Annotated in this window: 19 protein-coding genes; 15 read left to right on the top strand and 4 right to left on the bottom strand. The window is 71.0% G+C overall.

The genetic code is table 11. From position 1 onward, the window contains the following. The first annotated feature begins 103 nt into the window (after positions 1-103). Positions 104-1,234: a ferrochelatase gene (locus tag ACZ52C_RS21640; RefSeq protein ID WP_469076252.1), complete on the top strand. Its 1,131-nt coding sequence runs from the start codon at positions 104-106 to the stop codon at positions 1,232-1,234. Between the two features lie 8 nt (positions 1,235-1,242). Beyond that, on the top strand, positions 1,243-2,061 hold the full coding sequence (locus tag ACZ52C_RS21645; RefSeq protein WP_469076253.1) for an inositol monophosphatase family protein: 819 nt from the start codon (positions 1,243-1,245) through the stop codon (positions 2,059-2,061). Between the two features lie 120 nt (positions 2,062-2,181). On the opposite strand, the gene ACZ52C_RS21650 is transcribed toward ACZ52C_RS21645, so the two are convergent. Continuing rightward, positions 2,182-2,355 (bottom strand): hypothetical protein, encoded by a 174-nt coding sequence (locus tag ACZ52C_RS21650; protein WP_393623521.1) that lies wholly within the window; start codon positions 2,353-2,355, stop codon positions 2,182-2,184. A 414-nt stretch (positions 2,356-2,769) separates the two neighbouring features. Between ACZ52C_RS21650 and ACZ52C_RS21655 the strand changes: the two genes are divergently transcribed. From ACZ52C_RS21655 to ACZ52C_RS21670, 4 genes are all read left to right on the top strand, one after another. Next, positions 2,770-3,423: a response regulator transcription factor gene (locus ACZ52C_RS21655; RefSeq protein WP_009340866.1), complete on the top strand. Its 654-nt coding sequence runs from the start codon at positions 2,770-2,772 to the stop codon at positions 3,421-3,423. 6 nt (positions 3,424-3,429) lie between these two features. Further along, the gene (locus ACZ52C_RS21660; RefSeq protein WP_469076254.1) at positions 3,430-4,686 is read left to right on the top strand and encodes a sensor histidine kinase; all 1,257 of its coding nucleotides are present in this window, start codon (positions 3,430-3,432) and stop codon (positions 4,684-4,686) included. Between the two features lie 403 nt (positions 4,687-5,089). Beyond that, on the top strand, positions 5,090-5,386 hold the full coding sequence (locus ACZ52C_RS21665) for a DUF4193 domain-containing protein (RefSeq protein ID WP_005481602.1): 297 nt from the start codon (positions 5,090-5,092) through the stop codon (positions 5,384-5,386). A 13-nt stretch (positions 5,387-5,399) separates the two neighbouring features. After that, on the top strand, positions 5,400-6,368 hold the full coding sequence (locus tag ACZ52C_RS21670; protein WP_469076255.1) for a hypothetical protein: 969 nt from the start codon (positions 5,400-5,402) through the stop codon (positions 6,366-6,368). Between the two features lie 415 nt (positions 6,369-6,783). Here ACZ52C_RS21670 and ACZ52C_RS21675 read toward each other — a convergent pair whose 3' ends face one another. Then, positions 6,784-7,248 (bottom strand): DUF3093 domain-containing protein, encoded by a 465-nt coding sequence (locus tag ACZ52C_RS21675; protein ID WP_469076256.1) that lies wholly within the window; start codon positions 7,246-7,248, stop codon positions 6,784-6,786. 113 nt (positions 7,249-7,361) lie between these two features. On the opposite strand from ACZ52C_RS21675, the gene ACZ52C_RS21680 reads away from it, so the two are divergent. From ACZ52C_RS21680 to ACZ52C_RS21710, 7 genes are all read left to right on the top strand, one after another. Further along, the gene (locus tag ACZ52C_RS21680) at positions 7,362-7,946 is read left to right on the top strand and encodes a PaaI family thioesterase (RefSeq protein WP_469076257.1); all 585 of its coding nucleotides are present in this window, start codon (positions 7,362-7,364) and stop codon (positions 7,944-7,946) included. Continuing rightward, complete coding sequence (gene dut, locus ACZ52C_RS21685) at positions 7,943-8,491, top strand: dUTP diphosphatase (protein WP_469076258.1); 549 nt, start codon at positions 7,943-7,945, stop codon at positions 8,489-8,491. The genes ACZ52C_RS21680 and dut overlap by 4 nt, the downstream gene beginning before the upstream one ends. Before the next feature lies 1 nt (position 8,492). Continuing rightward, entirely contained in the window at positions 8,493-9,269 is a 777-nt protein-coding gene (locus ACZ52C_RS21690) for a DUF3710 domain-containing protein (RefSeq protein WP_469076259.1), read from the top strand. Positions 9,270-9,463: 194 nt separating this feature from the next. Further along, on the top strand, positions 9,464-12,106 hold the full coding sequence (locus tag ACZ52C_RS21695) for a sensor histidine kinase (protein ID WP_469076260.1): 2,643 nt from the start codon (positions 9,464-9,466) through the stop codon (positions 12,104-12,106). 10 nt (positions 12,107-12,116) lie between these two features. After that, positions 12,117-12,800 carry a response regulator gene (locus ACZ52C_RS21700; RefSeq protein WP_060886564.1) on the top strand — a complete coding sequence of 228 codons (684 nt, stop codon included), beginning with the start codon at positions 12,117-12,119 and terminating at the stop codon, positions 12,798-12,800. A gap of 116 nt (positions 12,801-12,916) precedes the next feature. After that, positions 12,917-13,315 carry an OB-fold nucleic acid binding domain-containing protein gene (locus ACZ52C_RS21705; protein WP_078853766.1) on the top strand — a complete coding sequence of 133 codons (399 nt, stop codon included), beginning with the start codon at positions 12,917-12,919 and terminating at the stop codon, positions 13,313-13,315. 3 nt (positions 13,316-13,318) lie between these two features. Then, on the top strand, positions 13,319-14,077 hold the full coding sequence (locus ACZ52C_RS21710) for a DUF3159 domain-containing protein (RefSeq protein ID WP_469076261.1): 759 nt from the start codon (positions 13,319-13,321) through the stop codon (positions 14,075-14,077). 76 nt (positions 14,078-14,153) lie between these two features. Here the strand turns inward: ACZ52C_RS21710 and ACZ52C_RS21715 are convergent, their stop codons facing one another. Beyond that, positions 14,154-14,831, bottom strand: a complete 678-nt coding sequence (locus ACZ52C_RS21715) for a potassium channel family protein (protein WP_469076262.1) — start codon at positions 14,829-14,831, stop codon at positions 14,154-14,156. After that, positions 14,831-15,502 carry a potassium channel family protein gene (locus ACZ52C_RS21720; RefSeq protein ID WP_220646141.1) on the bottom strand — a complete coding sequence of 224 codons (672 nt, stop codon included), beginning with the start codon at positions 15,500-15,502 and terminating at the stop codon, positions 14,831-14,833. Before ACZ52C_RS21720 ends, ACZ52C_RS21715 begins: the two co-directional genes overlap by 1 nt. Before the next feature lie 505 nt (positions 15,503-16,007). Here ACZ52C_RS21720 and ACZ52C_RS21725 point away from each other — a divergent pair. Together ACZ52C_RS21725 and ACZ52C_RS21730 are read left to right on the top strand one after the other, a co-directional pair. Further along, a complete protein-coding gene (locus tag ACZ52C_RS21725; RefSeq protein ID WP_469076263.1) occupies positions 16,008-18,161 on the top strand; it encodes an APC family permease in 2,154 nt (717 codons plus the stop codon). Positions 18,162-18,271: 110 nt separating this feature from the next. Then, on the top strand, positions 18,272-19,600 hold the full coding sequence (locus ACZ52C_RS21730) for a class I SAM-dependent RNA methyltransferase (RefSeq protein WP_469076264.1): 1,329 nt from the start codon (positions 18,272-18,274) through the stop codon (positions 19,598-19,600). Positions 19,601-20,051: the final 451 nt, after the last annotated feature.

Here is a 20,051-nt window from a genome sequence, read left to right on the forward strand (position 1 = left end):
GCGCGAACTCGGTCGGTACAGCTTACGAGTGAGGTCACCCTAAGTCATCCTCGGGCATGGGCCGGGATCCCGCCCGTCGGTGCCGGGTGGCAGGATCGACGACATGCCACACGCGCACGACGCCACCCCCTACGACGCCCTGCTCCTGCTCTCCTTCGGCGGCCCGGAAGGCCCGGACGACGTGGTCCCGTTCCTGGAGAACGTGACACGGGGTCGCGGCATCCCCAAGGAGCGCCTCAAGGAGGTCGGTCAGCACTACTTCCTGTTCGGCGGGGTCAGCCCCATCAACGACCAGAACCGCGCCCTGCTGGACGCCCTCCGCAAGGACTTCGCCGAGCACGGCCTGGATCTGCCGGTCTACTGGGGCAACCGCAACTGGGCGCCCTACCTGACCGACACCCTGCGGGAGATGGTCGGCGACGGCCGCCGCCGCATCCTGGTCCTCACCACCAGCGCGTACGCCTCGTACTCGGGCTGCCGCCAGTACCGCGAGAACCTGGCCGCCTCGCTCGCCGCCCTGGAGGCCGAGGGCCTGGAGCCGCCGCGGATCGACAAGATCCGGCACTACTTCAACCACCCCGGCTTCCTGGAGCCCATGATCGACGGCGTCCTGGAGTCGCTCGCCGACCTCCCCGAGGACGTCCGCGACGGCGCCCACCTCGCCTTCTGCACGCACTCCATCCCCGTCGCCTCGGCGGACACCTCCGGCCCGGTCGAGGACCACGGGGACGGCGGCGCGTACGTCGCCGAGCACCTGGACGTCTCACGGCTCATCGCCGACGCCGTGCGCGAGCGGACCGGCGTCGAGCACCCCTGGCAGCTCGTCTACCAGTCCCGTTCCGGCGCCCCGCACATCCCCTGGCTGGAGCCGGACATCTGCGACCACCTGGAGGAGCGGCACGCGGCCGGCGTCCCGGCCGTCGTGATGGCACCCATCGGGTTCGTCTCGGACCACATGGAGGTCCTGTACGACCTCGACACCGAGGCCATGGCCAAGGGCGAGGAACTGGGCCTGCCCGTCCGCCGCTCGGCCACGGTGGGCGCCGACCCCCGGTTCGCCGCCGCGATCCGCGACCTGGTCCTGGAGCGGGCGGCGGCCGAGCGCGGCGAGGACGCGGTCACCCCCTGCGCCCTCGGCGCCCTCGGCGCGAGCCACAACCTGTGCCCGGTCGGCTGCTGCCCGGCCAGGACCCCGCAGCCCGCCGCCGCGGGCGCCGACAGCCCGTACGCGTGAGGAGCACCGTGACCGACCAGCCCGAGCGACCGGACGGCCTGAAGGCCGAACTGCTGGAGATCGCCCTGGACGCCGCCCGCCGCGCGGGGGACTTCCTGCGCGACGGCCGGCCCGCCGACCTGGGCGTCGCCGCCACCAAGTCCAGCGCGGTCGACGTCGTCACCGAGATGGACATCGCCTCCGAGAAGCTGATCACCGGCCTGCTGGCCGAGCGCAGGCCGCACGACGGCGTGCTCGGCGAGGAGGGCGCCAGCGTCGCGGGCACCAGCGGCGTCCAGTGGGTGATCGACCCCCTCGACGGCACCGTCAACTACCTCTACGGGCTGCCCAGTTGGGCCGTGTCCATCGCAGTCCGGGTGGACGGCGAGACGGTCGTGGGCGTGGTCCACGCCCCGGTGCGCGGCGAGACCTTCCGGGCCGTCCTCGGCGAGGGGGCGTTCCTGAACGACCGTCCCGTGCGCGTGAGGCCCGCCCCGGAGCCGGAGCTGGCCCTCGTCGGCACCGGCTTCGGCTACCTCGCCGAGCGCCGGGCCAGGCAGGCCGACGTGCTGCGCGAGCTGATCCCCCACGTCCGGGACATCCGGCGCGGCGGCTCGGCCGCGATCGACCTCTGCGACGTGGCCGTGGGGCGCCTGGACGCGTACTACGAGCGCGGCCTGAACGCCTGGGACTACGCGGCGGGCGACGTCATCGCCCGGGAAGCGGGCGCCCTGACCGGTGGCCGCCCCGGAGAGCCCCTGTCGACCGACCTGACCATCGCGGCCCCACCCGGCCTCTTCGAGGCCCTCCAGACCCGCCTGGACGCCTTGGGCGCCTGGCACGACTAGGACCACCACAGCGTCACCCAGCCACAGCAGCAGGCGGCGCCCCTGAGGCGAACCGAGCCCCAAAAAAAGCAGCCCCCGGACTGGATCTGCCGGGGGCTGCTGTCATGCGTATGCGCTGGATCAGACGCTGAACGCCCCGACCTCCACACCGTGGTCGGCGGCGAGGCGGCGCAGGTCGTCGAGTTCGCCCTGCTCCACCTCGACGAGGAAGTCGTCGCCCTCGTCGAGAGCCCTGGTCAGGTCGCTCTCGGTCGCCCTTATGCGCTGCAGAAGTCCTGCGGTGAATGCGTCCATGCTGCGCCCCCTCGTCCTGGGTCGTGGGTCGTTGGCACGGGGGTGTGCCGTTCGGAAGGGGCGATCACGTCTCCTGGGATGCCCAGCGCCACCCTGGCCGGGCGGCGACGGTGCCGGACACCCACGCCCACTCTGCGGAAAAGCGGTTGGCCCGTACCGCATGGTGGTGCGGCACAAGCAGAGCGTGATCGCGGGGTGTAAAGCCGTCCTCCCCCCGCTCTCTCTGACGGAAACCTCAACCGGACGAAAAACTCCCGCATTCCCGGTTCCCCGCCCTCGCTCTTCCTGCCCGGGGGTCGTCTTACAGCCGACTTACGGCCGAAAAAGGCAGGATGGAGGTCACACACCCACGAACACCCTGCCCGTGCGCGCCTGTGACGCGCTACGCGGGTGGACAGAGGAAGGACAAGCGACGTGCGCGTACTCGTCGTCGAGGACGAGCAGCTGCTCGCCGATGCGGTGGCCACCGGACTGCGCCGGGAGGCCATGGCCGTCGACGTCGTGTACGACGGTGCGGCCGCCCTGGAACGCATCGGCGTCAACGACTACGACGTGGTCGTCCTCGACCGCGACCTCCCCCTGGTCCACGGCGACGACGTCTGCCGCAAGCTGGTCGAGCTGGGCCTGCCCACGCGCGTGCTGATGCTCACCGCGTCGGGCGACGTCAGCGACCGCGTCGAGGGTCTGGAGATCGGCGCCGACGACTATCTGCCCAAGCCCTTCGCGTTCAGTGAGCTGATCGCACGCGTGCGTGCCCTCGGCCGGCGTACGAGCGTGCCCCTGCCGCCCGTCCTGGAGCGCGCCGGCATCAAGCTCGACCCCAACCGCCGCGAGGTCTTCCGCGACGGCAAGGAGGTCCAGCTCGCGCCGAAGGAGTTCGCGGTCCTGGAGGTGCTGATGCGCAGCGAGGGCGCGGTCGTCTCGGCGGAACAACTGCTGGAGAAGGCCTGGGACGAGAACACCGACCCGTTCACCAACGTCGTACGCGTGACGGTCATGACGCTGCGCCGCAAGCTGGGCGAACCGCCGGTCATCGTCACCGTGCCCGGTTCCGGCTACCGGATCTGATCCGCCATGGCCACGACCCCCGCGCCCCCGCTGGCGCCCCCGAAGCCCACCTGGGACCCCAGGCGGCCCCAGAACCCGCTCCCGTGGCTGCGCCCGACCATCCGGATACGGCTCACGCTGTTGTACGGCGGCATGTTCCTGATCGCCGGGATCCTGCTGCTGTCGATCATCTATCTGCTGGCCGCCCAGGCCGTGAACACGGGAAACGCGCCGCTGTTCAAGATCGTCGGCGGTACGGACATCAGTGTCACCAGCGAGAAGTGCCCGGCGGTCGACGCCGGCTCGACCAATGTGCGGCTCTCGGACTTCAACGCCGCGATCTCCGCCTGCATCGACGCCCAGCGCCAGGTCGCTCTGGACACCCTGCTGAGCCGGTCGCTGCTGGCCCTGCTCGGGCTCGCCGTGATCGCCTTCGCCTTCGGGTACGCGATGGCGGGCCGGGTGCTCGCGCCGCTGGGCCGGATCACCCGCACCGCGCGCGCGGTGGCAGGCTCGGACCTGTCGCGCCGCATCGAACTGGACGGTCCGGACGACGAGCTGAAGGAGCTCGCGGACACCTTCGACGAGATGCTGGAGCGGCTCCAGCGGGCCTTCACGGCCCAGCAGCGCTTCGTGGGGAACGCCTCGCACGAGCTGCGGACCCCGCTCGCGATCAACCGCACGCTCCTCGAGGTGCACCTCTCCGACCCGAACGCGCCGACCGAACTGCAACAGCTGGGCAAGACGCTGCTGGCCACCAACGAGCGCAGCGAACAGCTCGTCGAGGGTCTGCTGCTGCTGGCCCGCAGCGACAACCAGATCGTCGAGCGCAAGCCGGTGGACCTCGCCGAGGTCGCCTCCCGGGCCATCGACCAGGTGCGCTCCGAGGCGGATGCCAAGAAGGTGGAGCTCCGCGGTGAGCGGGCTCCCGCGGTCGTCCAGGGCAACGGCGTCCTGCTGGAGCGGATCGCGCTGAACCTCGTCCAGAACGCCGTCCGGTACAACGTGCAGGGCGCGGGTGGCTGGGTGGAGGTCACCACGGAACTCCAGCACGGTCACGCCCTGCTGGTGGTCACGAACACCGGGCCGGTGGTCCCGGCATACGAGATCGACAATCTTTTCGAGCCGTTCCGGCGGTTGCGCACGGAACGCACGGGCAGCGACAAGGGGGTGGGCCTCGGCCTGTCGATCGTCCGGTCCGTGGCCCGCGCTCATGGCGGTCACATCGCCGCCCGCCCACGTGAAGGAGGCGGGCTGGTGATGCGAGTGACCCTACCCGTCTGAGAAAATGACCCCCGGTTCCGGGACGTGTTCGCTTTGCGCGGAATTTCCCGGCGCCTGATCGAAACGGTCGTGCACGACCGATGTGTGATCGATCACAGGGGCGATTTTCCAGCCATCTACCGAGCGTGATCATGTAGCCGCCCTAAAGCCGGGAAAATCCGGGTTTTCGGGGGTTGAGATCACGGGAAGTACATGCTGAGGCGCCTTTGAAATGCAGCCTCAGGACCGTGTACGGTCCCGTTCGCCATCCAAGCCGATCACTCTTGAGGAGTCCGGTTGGGTGTCGATTGAGTAACAGACCTTGATGTGAGGCAAAATCTCCGCCTCAGGTCGGGCACAAGTCCGGCCTCTCACGCGTTACGTGCGCTGGAGACACCGCAGACACCCAGAGGGGGAGAGCGACATGGCAACGGATTACGACACCCCACGCAAGACCGACGACGACGTCGACTCGGACAGTCTTGAAGAGCTCAAGGCTCGCCGGAACGACAAGTCGACCTCCGCCGTGGACGTCGACGAGTTCGAGGCCGCCGAAGGCCTGGAACTGCCCGGGGCCGACCTCTCGAACGAGGAGCTGGCCGTCCGGGTGCTGCCCAAGCAGCAGGACGAGTTCACCTGCATGAGCTGCTTCCTGGTGCACCACCGCAGCCAGCTGGCCCGCGAGAAGAACGGTCAGCCGATCTGCCGCGACTGCGACTGAGGCAGGGTCGGCCGTGACTGGCTCGACCCCTCCTTGGAAGCGCCGCTCCCGCAAGGGGGCGGACCAGGGGCCGCAAGGCCCCGACGGCGTGCGTGACGACGAGCGGGGCTCCTCCGAACAGGGAGCGGCCTCGCTCGAGCGTGCGTCCGGCACGGCGTCGGGGAGTGCCACGGACGAGCAGGGACGCCTGCCCGTCCCGGTGCAGAATCCGGCGCCGGTCGCCAGACGGCGTGCGGCCGCCGTCGCCGCCGTCCGGGACGGAGTGAGACAGGGCCTCAAGGTCGGGGCCCGCAAGAGCGGTGACCGGGCCCGAGCAGGGCTCGCGTACATCACCGACCGTGTCATCGAGATCGCCCCGCGGATCCCCGTACGCGATCTCGGGACCCTGCGCGCCCAGTTCCCGGGGCTGGGGCCCGAGCAGATCGCCGACAGGCTGGTGGCGGGTGCCGCCAACGCCACCTCGACGGTCGGCGCGGGCGTCGGGGCCGCAGCGATGCTGCCGGCGCCGCCCGCCATGCCCGCGGAGCTGGCCGCCGAGATCACCGGCGTCGCCGCCATCGAGCTGAAGCTCATCGCCGAGCTGTACGAGGTGTACGGGGTGCGGCCGCCGGGGAATCTGCGCCAGCGCAGCACCGCGTATCTGGACTCCTGGTCCGGTGAGCGCGGGATCGACGTGATGAAGCCGTCGACGATCAACTCGGCGCTCGGCGGGCAGATGAAGCGGCAGCTGCGGCAGCAGATCATGAAGCGGATGGTGCGGAATCTGCCGAACCTGATGCCGTTCCTGGTCGGCGCCGCGGTCGGGGCGGTCATGAACCGCCGGGACACCAAGCACCTCGCCGAGCGGATCCGTAAGGACCTGCGGCGGATGCAGGTGCCGTGGGAGGCGCTGCCGGAACTGCCACCGCTGGAGAAGCCGACGGACCCGGTGCCGGTGGGGGAGCTGCCGGAGGAACTCGGCGGGGGCCGGGACGAGCCGTAGCGCCGCCGGACCGGATCGCCGGGGCCGGGCGTCGATCGATGGTGCGGGCGGGCCCGGGTGAGTGGTGACCGAGCGCGCCTGAGTTCGGCACCGCCGGGTATGAGCCGCTGCGGCTGATCGCCGTCGCGGCGGGAGGAAGCCGCTCGGCGGCGAGCAGCTGGGGCGCCGGCTCGGCAGCGCGGAGCCGGTGAGCGGTAAGAGTTCAGCTAGAGAACCGGGCCGCCGCCGGACGGGTGCGCCGCCCGCATCGGCTCCGCCGCAGCGGGTGGTTCAGCGCCGCCGAGCGCCGCCGAGCGTCGCCGACCGAGAGGCCGTACCGCAGCGGGGCTGTCTCGCGGCGCAGTGCGGCTGACCGCGTGCTCCGTCGCCGGTCGAAGGCGCACGTCGTGTCGGCGTGCGTGGCCGTCGGGCCGCGCTATGCCGTCGTCTTCTTCGCCGCTTCCAGGGCCGCTGCCACGCGTTCCGGGGAGCGGGTCGACAGGTAGACGTACGGGGTCGGGTCCGCCGGGTCGGTGACCGGGATACGGAGGGCCGTGGGGATGTAGGCGCGCAGGAGCATGAAGGCGTGCGGGTTGGCCTTGTGGGTGCGCCAGGCCTGGGCCTCCTCCCGGTCCAGGATCTCCGGCTCGCCGAGGGCGGTCACCGGGATCTTCGCCTCGCCCGCGATCAGGGAGTCACCGACGACGCGGATCCGGACCGAGCCGTACGAGCTGGTGACGACCGCCGCGACCGCGGTCCCGCCGACGAGACCGCCCAGCAGGGGGAGCGTGCCGAACGGCAGCAGGATGAGGGCCATCGAGACGCCGACCAGGAAGCACACCAGCCACCACGTGCGGGGAGCGGTGAGGCGTTCTTCGTACGGCGGGACGGAGAGCTGCATGGCGTCAAGCTTGGCATGCGGACCCTCCGGCCCCCGAGGTAGGGGCGTCCGAGGGGAAACCCTGTCCGCAGGGGCGATGGCCGGACGCTGACGGACGGGTAAGGTCTGCGGCTGTGAGAGGTACTTCCGCGGCCCTGCGGCCCCCGGCGGACGCCACGGCGCCCGTACGCCATCCCGAGGCACCCGCCCCCGGTGAGCTGCTCGGCGCGCACTACGGGCAGTGTTTCGGCTGTGGTGACGAGCAGCCCCACGGGCTGCACCTGGAGGCGAGGGCCGGTGAAGGCGTCACTCTCACCGCCGAGTTCACCGTGCGGCCCGCGCACCAGGGGGCTCCGGGGCTCGCCCACGGCGGGATCCTGGCCAGCGCCCTCGACGAGACCCTCGGCTCCCTCAACTGGCTGCTGCGCACCATCGCGGTGACCGGACGGCTGGAGACCGACTTCATGCGGCCCGTCCCCGTGGGCGCCGTGCTGCATCTGAGGGCCGAGGTCACGGCGGTGGCCGGGCGGAAGATCTTCGCGACCGCCGAGGGGCGCATCGGCGGCCCCGACGGACCGCTCGCCGTCCGCGCCGACGCCCTCTTCGTCGAGGTCAAGGTCGACCACTTCATCGACCACGGCCGCGAGGAGGAGATCCAGGCGGCCATGAACGACCCCGACCAGGTCCGGCGGGCCCGCGCCTTCGAGGTGAACCCGTGAGCGGCGGCCGTCCCCCTCTCGACGTCCTGATCCGGCGCGTCGACCCCGACGTGCCGCTGCCGGACTACGCGCGGCCCGGCGACGCGGGCGCCGATCTGCGCACCACGGAGAGCCGGGAGTTGAAACCCGGCGAGCGGGCCGTGCTGCCCACGGGAGTGTCCATCGCGCTCCCCGAGGGGTACGCGGCCTTCGTGCACCCACGGTCGGGGCTCGCCGCCCGCTGCGGCGTCGCCCTGGTGAATGCCCCGGGGACGGTTGATGCCGGGTACCGTGGGGAGATCAAGGTGATCGTGGTGAATCTCGACCCGTATGAAGCCGTACGGTTCGAGCGCTTCGACCGGATTGCCCAACTGGTCGTCCAGCAGGTCGAGAAGGTGCGCTTCCAGGAGGTGGCGGAGCTTCCCGACTCGGCGCGGGCCGAGGGGGGCTTCGGGTCCACCGGCGGTCATGCCGCCGTGGACGGCGCAAGAGGCACAAGCAGCACAAGCGGCACAACGGGTGGGAATCGATACGCTTCGGTCGTATCCGACCGGGAAGGACAGTGACGTGTTCGGACGTCGCAAGAAGAAGGGTTCCGCTGAGGACGCGGCGGACGCGGCGAGCGAGGCCGAGCAGGTCGACGGCGTTGCCGGGGAAGCCGACGACGAGGCGGGCGTGGAGCGGGAGCGCGTGCGGCTCGAGCCCGAGCCCCGGCCGGACGGGCCGTGGGACAGCACCGAGGTGCGCGAGCCCGGCGAGGGCCGGGTGGATCTCGGCGGCATCTTCGTGCCCGGAGTCGACGGCATGGAGCTGCGGGTCGAGGTCGCGGGTGACGCGATCGTCGCCGCCACCGTCGTGCTGCGCGACAGCGCGGTCCAGCTGCAGGCCTTCGCCGCGCCCAAGCGTGAGGGCATCTGGGGCGAGGTCCGTGAGGAGATCGCCTCCGGCATCACCCAGCAGGGCGGTGTCATCGACGAGGTCGAGGGCCCGCTGGGCTGGGAGCTGCGCGCGCAGGTGCCGGTGCAGCTGCCGGACGGCACGGGCGGCTTCCAGGTGGTCCGCTTCGTCGGTGTGGACGGGCCCCGCTGGTTCCTGCGCGGAGTGATCTCCGGGCGGGGCGCGGTGGAGCCGCAGACCGCCGGGCTGCTGGAGCAGATCTTCCGGGACACGGTCGTCGTCCGCGGCGAGGGCCCCATGGCTCCGCGCGACCCGATCGTCCTGAAGCTGCCGAACGACGCGCAGATGGTCCCCGAGGGGGTCCAGCAGGAGGAGCAGGCCGGTTCCCGCTTCTCCGGCGGCATGGGGCAGCTGCAGCGCGGACCGGAGATCACCGAGGTCCGCTAGCCGTTCCGGCCGAGGCCGTACGGGAACCGCGTCGGCCCCCTGGCTGGTTGCGCGGTTCCCGGTGCCCTCGCGGGGCGTCGGCGTCAGGGTTCTGTCAAAGAGGCGGCCTCCGGTCGCCTCTGCCCGTTTTGCCGTGATTATTGGCCGTAAGGTCGACGCCGCGTAGGCAGTGGTCACGGGAAGACAATGGGGACATGGGACGCGGGAAGCTTCGGATCTACCTCGGTGCGGCGCCGGGCGTCGGCAAGACGTACGCGATGCTGTCCGAAGCGCACCGCCGGATCGAACGCGGCACCGACTGCGTGGTCGCCGTGGTCGAGCACCACGGCCGGCCGCGCACCGAGGTGATGCTGCACGGGCTGGAGCAGATCCCGCGCCGGACGCTGGAGTACCGGGACACGGTCTTCACCGAGATGGACGTGGACGCCGTCCTCGCCCGGCGGCCCCGGGTGGCCCTCGTGGACGAGCTGGCCCACACCAATGTGCCCGGCTCCCGCCACGACAAGCGCTGGCAGGACGTCGAGGACCTGCTCGCCGCCGGCATCGACGTGATCTCCACCGTCAACATCCAGCACCTGGAGTCGCTCGGTGACGTCGTCGAGTCGATAACCGGCGTACGGCAGCGCGAGACCGTCCCCGACGAGGTGGTGCGGCGGGCGGACCAGATAGAGCTGGTCGACATGTCGACGCAGGCCCTGCGGCGGCGGATGGCGCACGGCAACGTCCACCAGCCGGACAAGGTCGACGCCGCGCTGTCCGACTACTTCCGCCCCGGGAACCTGACCGCGTTGCGGGAGCTGGCCCTGCTCTGGGTCGCGGACCGGGTCGACGAGTACCTCAACGCCTACCGCAGCGAGCACCAGGTGTCGCGGATCTGGGGCTCCCGCGAGCGGATCGTGGTCGGCCTGACCGGCGGCCCCGAGGGGCGGACCCTCCTCCGAAGAGCCGCCCGGCTAGCCGAGAAGGGCGCCGGCGGCGAGGTCATGGCCGTCTACATCGCACGCAGCGACGGGCTGACCTCCGCCTCGCCCAAGGAACTCGCCGTCCAGCGCACCCTGGTCGAGGACCTCGGCGGCACCTTCCACCACGTCGTCGGCGACGACATCCCCGCCGCGCTGCTGGCCTTCGCGCGCGGGGTGAACGCCACCCAGATCGTGCTGGGCGTCTCGCGCCGCAAGAGCTGGCAGTACGTCTTCGGGCCGGGCGTCGGCGCCACCGTCGCCCGGGACTCGGGACCCGACCTGGACGTCCACCTGATCACGCACGACGAGGCGGGCAAGGGACGCGGACTGCCCGTCGCCCGGGGCGCGCGGCTCGGCCGGGCCCGCACGATCTGGGGCTGGTCGGTCGGGACGGTGGGGCCCGTCCTCCTCGCGCTGCTGCTGGCTCGCTCCGGGGCCGACCTCGGTCTCGCCAACGACCTGCTGCTCTTCCTGACGCTGACGGTGGCCGCGGCCCTGCTCGGCGGTCTGCTGCCCGCCCTGGCGGCGGCCGTCCTCGGTTCGCTGCTGCTCAACTGGTTCTTCACCCCGCCCGTGCACACCCTGACGGTCGACGACCCGACGAACATCGTCGCCATCGCGGTCTTCATAGGGGTCGCGGTGGCGGTGGCCTCCGTGGTGGACCTCGCGGCCCGGCGCACCCACCAGGCGGCCCGGCTGCGCGCCGAGTCGGAGATCCTGTCCTTCCTCGCGGGCAGCGTGCTGCGCGGGGAGACCAGCCTGGAGGCACTCCTCGAACGCGTGCGCGAAACCTTCGGGATGGAGTCCGTGGCCCTGCTGGAGCGCGAGAGCGATGTCGCCCCGTGGACCTGCGCGGGCAGCGTGGGGCCGCGGCAGATGGACCGCCCCGAGGCCGCGGACGTGGACATGCCGGTCGGGGACCACATGGCCCTCGCCCTCTCCGGCCGCGTCCTGCCCGCCGAGGACCGTCGGGTACTGGCCGCGTTCGCCGCCCAGGCCGTCGTCGTCCTGGACCGCCGCCGTCTCCAGCAGGAGGCCGACCAGGCCAAGGCGCTGGCCGAGGGCAACCGCATCCGCACCGCGCTGCTCGCCGCCGTCAGCCACGACCTGCGCACCCCGCTGGCCGGGATCAAGGCCGCCGTGTCGTCCCTGCGCTCCGACGACGTGGCCTGGTCGCAGGAGGACGAGGCGGAACTTCTCGAAGGCATCGAGAACGGCGCCGACCGGCTCGACCACCTGGTCGGCAACCTCCTCGACATGTCCCGGCTCCAGACGGGCACGGTCACCCCGTTGATCCGCGAGATCGACCTCGACGAGGTCGTGCCGATGGCGCTCGGCGGCGTCCCCGAGGGCAGCGTCGGCCTGGAGATCCCCGAGAGCCTGCCCATGGTCGCCGTCGACCCCGGGCTGCTGGAGCGCTCGGTCGCCAACATCGTCGAGAACGCCGTCAAGTACAGCCCGCCCGGCACACCCGTCCAGGTCTCCGCGAGCGCGCTCGGCGGCCGCGTCGAGGTCCGGGTCACCGACCGCGGCCCCGGCGTCCCCGACGAGGCCAAGGAGCGCATCTTCGCCCCCTTCCAGCGCCACGGCGACGCCCCGCGCGGAACCGGTGTGGGCCTGGGCCTCGCCGTCGCCCGCGGTTTCGCCGAGGCCATGGGCGGCACGCTCGCCGCCGAGGACACCCCCGGCGGAGGACTCACCCTGGTGCTCACCGTGCGGGCCGCACGGAACGGCTCCGGGCCCGGTACGACCCCGTCCTCGGGCACCGCCCCGGCCGCGGACACGTCTACGTCGGCAGAGGCCGCCCCGTCGGCGGAGACGGCCACCGTCGCACCGGCCGGCACGGCCACCACGGCAGAGAGGCGAACCACATGAGGCGGACCCCATGACCAGGGTGCTCGTGGTCGACGACGAGCCGCAGATCGTGCGCGCGCTCGTGATCAATCTGAAGGCCCGCAAGTACGAGGCCGACGCGGCCCACGACGGGGCGAGCGCGCTCGCCCTCGCCGCCGCCCGGCACCCCGATGTCGTCGTCCTCGACCTCGGACTGCCCGACATGGACGGCGTCGAGGTGATCAGGGGACTGCGCGGGTGGACCCGGGTGCCGATCATCGTGCTCTCCGCCCGGCACACCTCCGACGAGAAGGTCGAGGCCCTGGACGCCGGCGCCGACGACTACGTCACCAAGCCGTTCGGCATGGACGAGCTGCTCGCCCGGCTGCGGGCCGCCGTCCGTCGCGCGGAACCCGTGGGCGGGGAGGAGGGCGACGTCATCGTGGAGACGGACGACTTCACCGTCGACCTGGCCGCGAAGAAGGTGAACCGGGACGGCAGGGACGTCCGGCTGACCCCCACCGAGTGGCACCTCCTGGAGGTGCTGGTCCGCAACACCGGGCGCTTGGTCAGCCAGAAGCAGCTGCTCCAGGAGGTGTGGGGGCCGTCGTACGGGACGGAGACCAACTACCTGCGGGTCTACATGGCCCAGCTGCGGCGCAAGCTGGAGGGCGACCCGTCACGGCCCAGGCACTTCATCACCGAGGCGGGGATGGGGTACCGCTTCGAGAAGTGAGACGACGCCCGGGGTGCGCGCGGGCTCGTGGCGATGTGGGGCGTGCGCACCCCCGTGCACGGACACCCGTGCACGGGGGTGCGGGACTGTCGGCGGGCCCCGGTACGCTTTTTGTCATGAGTGCTGTTCCTCGTTCCGAGAAGCCGGCGGGCCGGTTCCGGCGCATGCTCGACCGGCTCTCCTCCTCCCAGACGGACCTGGAGTCGGAGGAGCTGCGCGAGGACGCGGTGACCGCGGGCTGCACGCGTATCTGTGACTGCCACGACCGACAGATAGTGACCGTTACTGGTACCTTGCGCACGGTCACGCTGCGCCCCAGGGCTGGAGTCCCGGCCCTGGAGGCAGAGCTGTTCGACGGTTCGGCCGCCCTGGACGTGGTGTGGCTGGGCAGACGCTCCATCGTCGGCATAGAGCCGGGGCGCAAGCTGATCGCGTCCGGGCGGATCTCGATGAGCCGGGGCCGTAGGGTGCTGTTCAATCCGAAGTACGAACTCAGACCGCTCGGACGGGAGTAGCCGGTGACGTCGCTCGACAAGCCGACGGAAGACGCCCAGCGCGGCGTCCAGGACGCCCAGGGCGAAGAGGACGGCTCGCACGACTCCAGGGCGGTGACCGAGGCCGCGCTGTTCGAGGCGTTCGGCGGCGTACGCGGCATGGTCGAGACCGTGCTCCCGGGCCTGCTCTTCGTCTCCATCTTCACGATCAACAAGGACCTGCACTCGGCGGCCCTCGCGGCCCTCGGCGTCTCCGTCCTGCTGGTCGTGGTGCGGCTGGTCATGAAGGACACCGTCAAGCACGCCTTCAGCGGTGTCTTCGGGGTCGCCTTCGGCGTGGTCTTCGCGATGATGACCGGCAACGCCAAGGACTTCTACCTGCCGGGCATGCTCTACACACTCGGCCTCGGATGCGCGTACATCATCACGACGCTGGCCGGTGTGCCGCTGATCGGTCTGATGCTCGGCCCGGTCTTCAAGGAGAACCTGTCCTGGCGGACCCGCAACCCCGGACGCAAGAAGGCGTACGCGAAGGCGAGTTATGCCTGGGGCGCGATCCTGCTCGGCAAGTGCGCGATCCTCTTCCCGCTCTACTGGTGGGCCGACACCACACAGCTGGGCTGGGTCCTCATCGCCCTGAAGATCCCGCCGTTCCTGCTCGCCGTCTGGCTGACCTGGATCTTCCTGGCCAAGGCGCCGGCCCCGATCGACGTGTTCGCGGAGATGGAGGCGGAGGAGCGCGCGGAGGAGGAGCGGAAGGCCGCCGCTCGGGCGGGCGAGTAGGCACAGGCACCCCGCACGTGACACGAAGGGGCGCCCCGCATCGCGGGGCGCCCCTTCGCTGTCGTACCGTCCCGCGTCAGCTCGTCGCGTCCTCGCGGCGGACCGACAGCAGGTCCTCCAGCTGCTCCTCGCGGGCCTGGGCGGCCACGAAGAGGAGCTCGTCGCCCGCCTCCAGGGAGTCGTCCGCGGTCGGGGTGAGGACCCGGGTGCCGCGGATGATGGTGACCAGGGAGGTGTCCTCCGGCCACTCGACCTCACCGACCTGGGTGCCGGCCAGCGCCGACTCGGGCGGCAGGGTCAGCTCGACCAGGTTGGCGTCTCCGTGGCTGAAGCGCAGCAGCCGGACCAGGTCGCCGACGCTGACGGCCTCCTCGACCAGCGCCGACATCAGCCGGGGGGTCGACACGGCCACGTCCACGCCCCAGGACTCGTTGAACAGCCACTCGTTCTTGGGGTTGTTGACGCGGGCGACGACCCGCGGAACGCCGTACTCCGTCTTCGCCAGCAGCGAGACGACCAGGTTGACCTTGTCGTCGCCTGTCGCGGCGATGACGACGTTGCAGCGCTGGAGCGCCGCCTCGTCCAGCGACGTGATCTCGCAGGCGTCGGCCAGCAGCCACTCCGCCAGGGGGACGCGCTCGACCGAGATGGCGGTCGGCGCCTTGTCGATGAGGAGGACCTCGTGACCGTTCTCCAGCAGTTCACCCGCGATGGAGCGGCCGACCGCTCCGGCTCCGGCAATGGCGACCCTCATCAGTGACCGCCCTCCTCGTCGGGGCCCTCGGCGAAGGACGCCTCGACCTTCTCCACGTCGTCCGTCCGCATCATCACGTGCACGAGGTCGCCCTCCTGCAGCACCGTCTGCGAGGTCGGCAGGATCGCCTCGCCCAGGCGGGTCAGGAAGGCGACACGGACACCGGTCTCCTCCTGCATCTTGCTGATCTTGTGGCCCACCCAGGCCGACGAGGCGTGCACCTCGGCGAGCTGCACCCCGCCGGTGGGGTCGCGCCACAGCGGTTCGGCACCGGACGGCAGCAGCCGGCGGAGCATCTGGTCGGCGGTCCAGCGGACCGTGGCGACCGTCGGAATGCCCAGACGCTGGTAGACCTCGGCGCGGCGCGGGTCGTAGATCCGTGCCGCCACGTTCTCGATGCCGAACATCTCGCGGGCGACCCGGGCGGCGATGATGTTGGAGTTGTCGCCGCTGGAGACGGCCGCGAACGCGCCCGCCTCCTCGATGCCCGCTTCCCGCAGGGTGTCGCGGTCGAAGCCGATCCCGGTGACGCGCCGGCCGCCGAAACCCGAGCCCAGACGACGGAAGGCCGTGGGGTCCTGGTCGATCACGGCGACCGTGTGCCCCTGTTGCTCCAGGGTCTGGGCGAGGGTGGAACCCACTCGCCCGCAGCCCATGATGACGATGTGCACGACCGTCCTTCCGGTGTCAATAGCTACTGTTCAGCCGAAACGTCGAAAACAGGGTCTCAGACCGTGGCCCAAGCTACACACGCGCGGTCCGCCGGGGGCACCCCCGTGCACTCCCGGGTCACATCGTGGGACGTCGACGACTGATCCGGCGGACGCTGATCCCCGTCAGCAAGCCGAGTCCGACGAGGGAGGCGAGAGCGCCGATCAGCTCAGCGGTCGCGGCCTGCATGGGGCCTCCAGGAAGTGAGAGGGGTGAGAGGGCAAGAACGTCACGGGTTCCGTCGGGCGCCCGGTGTACACGCGGCACGAGCACGGGATCGACGGGATGTGTCATCGGGATGCGTCATCGGGATTCGTCATATAGACGTGAGGACGCAGCCCATCACACCGGAGGATGCGTGACGTGACGCACTTCGCAGTCGTCGGCTGACCGATTTCACCCCGGGGCCCGCCGGGATTTCACCCGGATGTGCCCAGAACCAGTCGGGGGCTTACGATCCTCTGCGTGTCCAAACTGACCGACGTGCCCAAACGGATTCTGATCGGGCGCGCTCTGCGCAGCGACCGGCTGGGCGAAACGCTCCTGCCGAAGCGCATCGCACTCCCCGTCTTCGCCTCCGACCCGCTCTCGTCCGTGGCGTACGCACCCGGCGAGGTACTGCTGGTCCTCTCCATCGCGGGCGTGTCGGCCTACCACTTCAGCCCCTGGATCGCCGTCGCGGTCGTCGTGCTGATGTTCACCGTGGTGGCGTCCTACCGTCAGAACGTGCACGCCTACCCGAGCGGCGGCGGCGACTACGAGGTGGCGAACACCAACCTCGGCCCCAAGGCCGGCCTCACCGTCGCCAGCGCGCTCCTCGTCGACTACGTCCTCACCGTCGCCGTGTCGATCTCCTCGGGCGTGGAGAACCTCGGTTCGGCCATCCCCTTCTTCGTCGAGCACAAGGTGCTGTGCGCGATCGGCATCATCGTGCTGCTCACGCTGATGAACCTGCGCGGGGTGAAGGAGTCCGGGAAGCTCTTCGCGATCCCGACGTACGTCTTCGTCGTCGGCGTCTTCCTGATGATCGCGTGGGGCGCGTTCCGGGGCCTGGTCCTCGACGACACCATGCGGGCGCCGACCGCCGACCTGGAGATCAAGCCCGAGCACCAGGGACTGGCCGGGTTCGCGCTGGTCTTCCTGCTGCTGCGGGCCTTCTCCTCCGGCTGCGCCGCCCTCACCGGCGTCGAGGCGATCTCCAACGGCGTCCCGGCCTTCCGCAAGCCCAAGTCGAAGAACGCGGCCACCACGCTCGCCGCGATGGGCCTGCTCGCCGTCACGATGTTCTGCGGCATCATCGGCCTCGCCATGGCCACCGATGTGCACATGGCCGAGAACCCGGCGGTCGACCTGGTGCGCGACGGCACCCCGGTCGGCGACTCCTACGTCCAGAACCCGGTGATCTCCCAGGTCGCGGCGGCCGTCTTCGGTGACGGCACCTTCCTCTTCGTCGTCCTGGCCGCCGCCACCGCGCTGGTCCTGTTCCTGGCCGCCAACACCGCCTACAACGGCTTCCCGCTGCTCGGCTCGATCCTCGCCCAGGACCGCTACCTCCCGCGCCAGTTGCACACCCGCGGCGACCGCCTCGCCTTCTCCAACGGCATCGTGCTCCTCGCGGGCGCCGCCGTGCTCCTGGTGTGGATCTACGGCGCCGACTCCACGCGCCTCATCCAGCTCTACATCGTGGGTGTGTTCGTCTCCTTCACGCTCAGCCAGACCGGCATGGTCCGGCACTGGAACCGGCACCTGCGGACGGAGAAGGACCCGGCCAAGCGCCGCCACATGATCCGCTCGCGGGCGATCAACACCTTCGGTGCCTTCTTCACGGGCCTGGTGCTGATCGTCGTCCTCGGCACCAAGTTCACGCACGGCGCCTGGGTCGCCCTGCTCGGGATGGTGATCTTCTACGCGACGATGACGGCCATCCGTAAGCACTACGACCGGGTCGCGGCGGAGATCGCCGCGCCGGAGGGCCCGAGCGACGACGTCGTACGGCCGTCGCGGGTCCACTCCGTGGTGCTGATCTCCCGGATCCACCGGCCCACCCTGCGCGCCCTCGCCTACGCCAAGCTGATGCGCTCGCACACGCTGGAGGCGCTCAGCGTCAACGTCGACGCGGTGGAGACCAAGGCGCTCCAGGAGGAGTGGACGCGGCGCGGCATCGACGTCCCGCTGAAGGTCCTGGACTCGCCGTACCGCGAGGTCACCCGGCCGGTCATCGAGTACGTCAAGGGGCTGCGCAAGGAGTCCCCGCGCGACGCGGTGTCGGTGATCATCCCCGAGTACGTGGTCGGCCACTGGTACGAGCACCTGCTGCACAACCAGAGCGCGCTCCGGCTCAAGGGCCGGCTGCTGTTCACGCCGGGTGTCATGGTGACCTCCGTGCCCTACCAGCTGGAGTCCTCCGAGGTCGCCAAGCGCCGGGCGCGCAAGCGGCAGGAGTGGAGCGCGCCGGGCTCGGTACGGCGCGGTCCGGCGCACGAGCGGCCCAAGGAGTCGGCGGCGAAGTCGGCCAAGTCGTCGACCGGTTCGTCGGCCGGTGCGTCGAATGCGTCCACCGGTTCGTCCACCGGTTCGTCCTCCGGTTCCTCGTCGGGTTCATCGGCCGACGAGGGCTGACGCTCGCACCAGGCCGACGTTCGTGGTCAACGGCCGGACCGCACCCACGTAGACTGGTGGGCTGTTGTCCGGCCGTTGTCGCGTTCCTCATCTCCTGGAGTCACCCCACCATGCAGGCAGAACCGAAGAAATCGCTGGTGGGGGAGGAGTACGAGGTCGAGGTGGGCCCCGTCGCCCACGGCGGCCACTGCATCGCCCGTACGTCCGAGGGACAGGTCCTCTTCGTCCGGCACGCGCTGCCCGGCGAGCGGGTCGTGGCCCGGGTGACCGAGGGCGAGGAGGGCGCGCGCTTCCTGCGGGCGGACGCGGTCTCGGTCCTGTCGGCCTCCAAGGACCGCGTCGAGGCCCCCTGCCCCTACGCCGGCCCCGGCCGCTGCGGCGGCTGCGACTGGCAGCACGCCAAGCCGGGCGCCCAGCGCCGCTTCAAGGGCGAGGTCATCGCCGAACAGCTGCAGCGCCTCGCGGGTCTCACCCCCGAGGAGGCGGGCTGGGACGGCACCGTGATGCCCGCCGAGGGCGACAAGCTGCCGGCGGGCGAGGTCCCGGGGTGGCGGACGCGGGTGCAGTACGCGGTGGACGAATCGGGGCGGGCGGGGCTGCGCAAGCACCGCTCGCACGAGGTCGAGCCGATCGACCACTGCATGATCGCGGCGCCGGGGGTGTCCGAGCTGGGCATCGAGAAGCGCGACTGGACGGGCATGGCGTCCGTCGACGCGATCGCGGCGACCGGTTCGCAGGACCGTCAGGTCATCCTGGAGCCCCGGCCGGGCGCGCGGCTGCCTCTGGTGGAGCTGGACAAGCCGGTGTCGGTGATGCGGGTCGAGGAGAAGGACGGGGGCGTGCACCGCGTCCACGGGCGCCCCTTCGTCCGGGAGCGCGCGGACGACCGTACGTACCGGGTGGGCAGCGGTGGTTTCTGGCAGGTGCACCCGAAGGCCGCCGACACGCTCGTCAAGGCCGTGATGCAGGGTCTGCTGCCGCGCAAGGGCGACATGGCGCTGGACCTCTACTGCGGCGTGGGGCTGTTCGCGGGCGCCCTCGCCGACCGAGTCGGCGACAAGGGCGCGGTGCTCGGCATCGAGTCGGGCAAGCGCGCGGTCGAGGACGCGCGGCACAACCTCGCCGACTTCGACCGGGTGCGGATCGAACAGGGCAAGGTCGAGGCGGTGTTGCCGCGCACGGGCATCGAAGAGGTCGACCTCATCGTCCTGGACCCGCCGCGCGCCGGCGCGGGCAGGAAGACGGTCCAGCACCTGTCGTCCCTGCGCGCCCGCCGCATCGCCTACGTGGCCTGCGACCCGGCGGCGCTGGCCCGGGACCTGGGGTACTTCCGTGAGGGCGGGTACCGGGTGCGGATGCTGCGGGCGTTCGATCTGTTTCCGATGACGCATCACGTGGAGTGTGTGGCGATTCTGGAGCGCGCGGAAAAGGGGCTCTGACCTGCTGGATCTTGTAGATTCCTCAGGCGCGGCCGGTGCGCTCGATCTGATTCCCAAAATGCATGGCGTGAACTACGTCCGGTGTGCCTGAGCATCCCTGACCTGCTGTTTTGCGAGCACTACGGGGACGGCGGCTGTGCCTCGTTCGGTGCGGGCCAGCACGGCGGCAGTTGTTTGACGCTCGGGAGGGCGCCATGCGCGTCGCTGTCACTGGGTCCGCCGGACTGGTGGTCGCGGTCGTGGCCGTCGTCGCCTATCGGCGCGTCCTGCCGCTGCCTGTCCCCTGACGCGACCGTGCCGGCTACCGGCTACCGGCTGCGGGCTACCGGCTACCGCTGCGGGCGGCGTCCTGGGGGCCGGGACGACCGCCTCCGGGCCACCGTTGCTCGCGCGCAGGAACAGCCGTGCACGCCTTCCGTCTGCGTGACGGTGCCCATCCCATCCACCGCGT

The organism is Streptomyces sp. NPDC034049 (assembly GCF_055575575.1).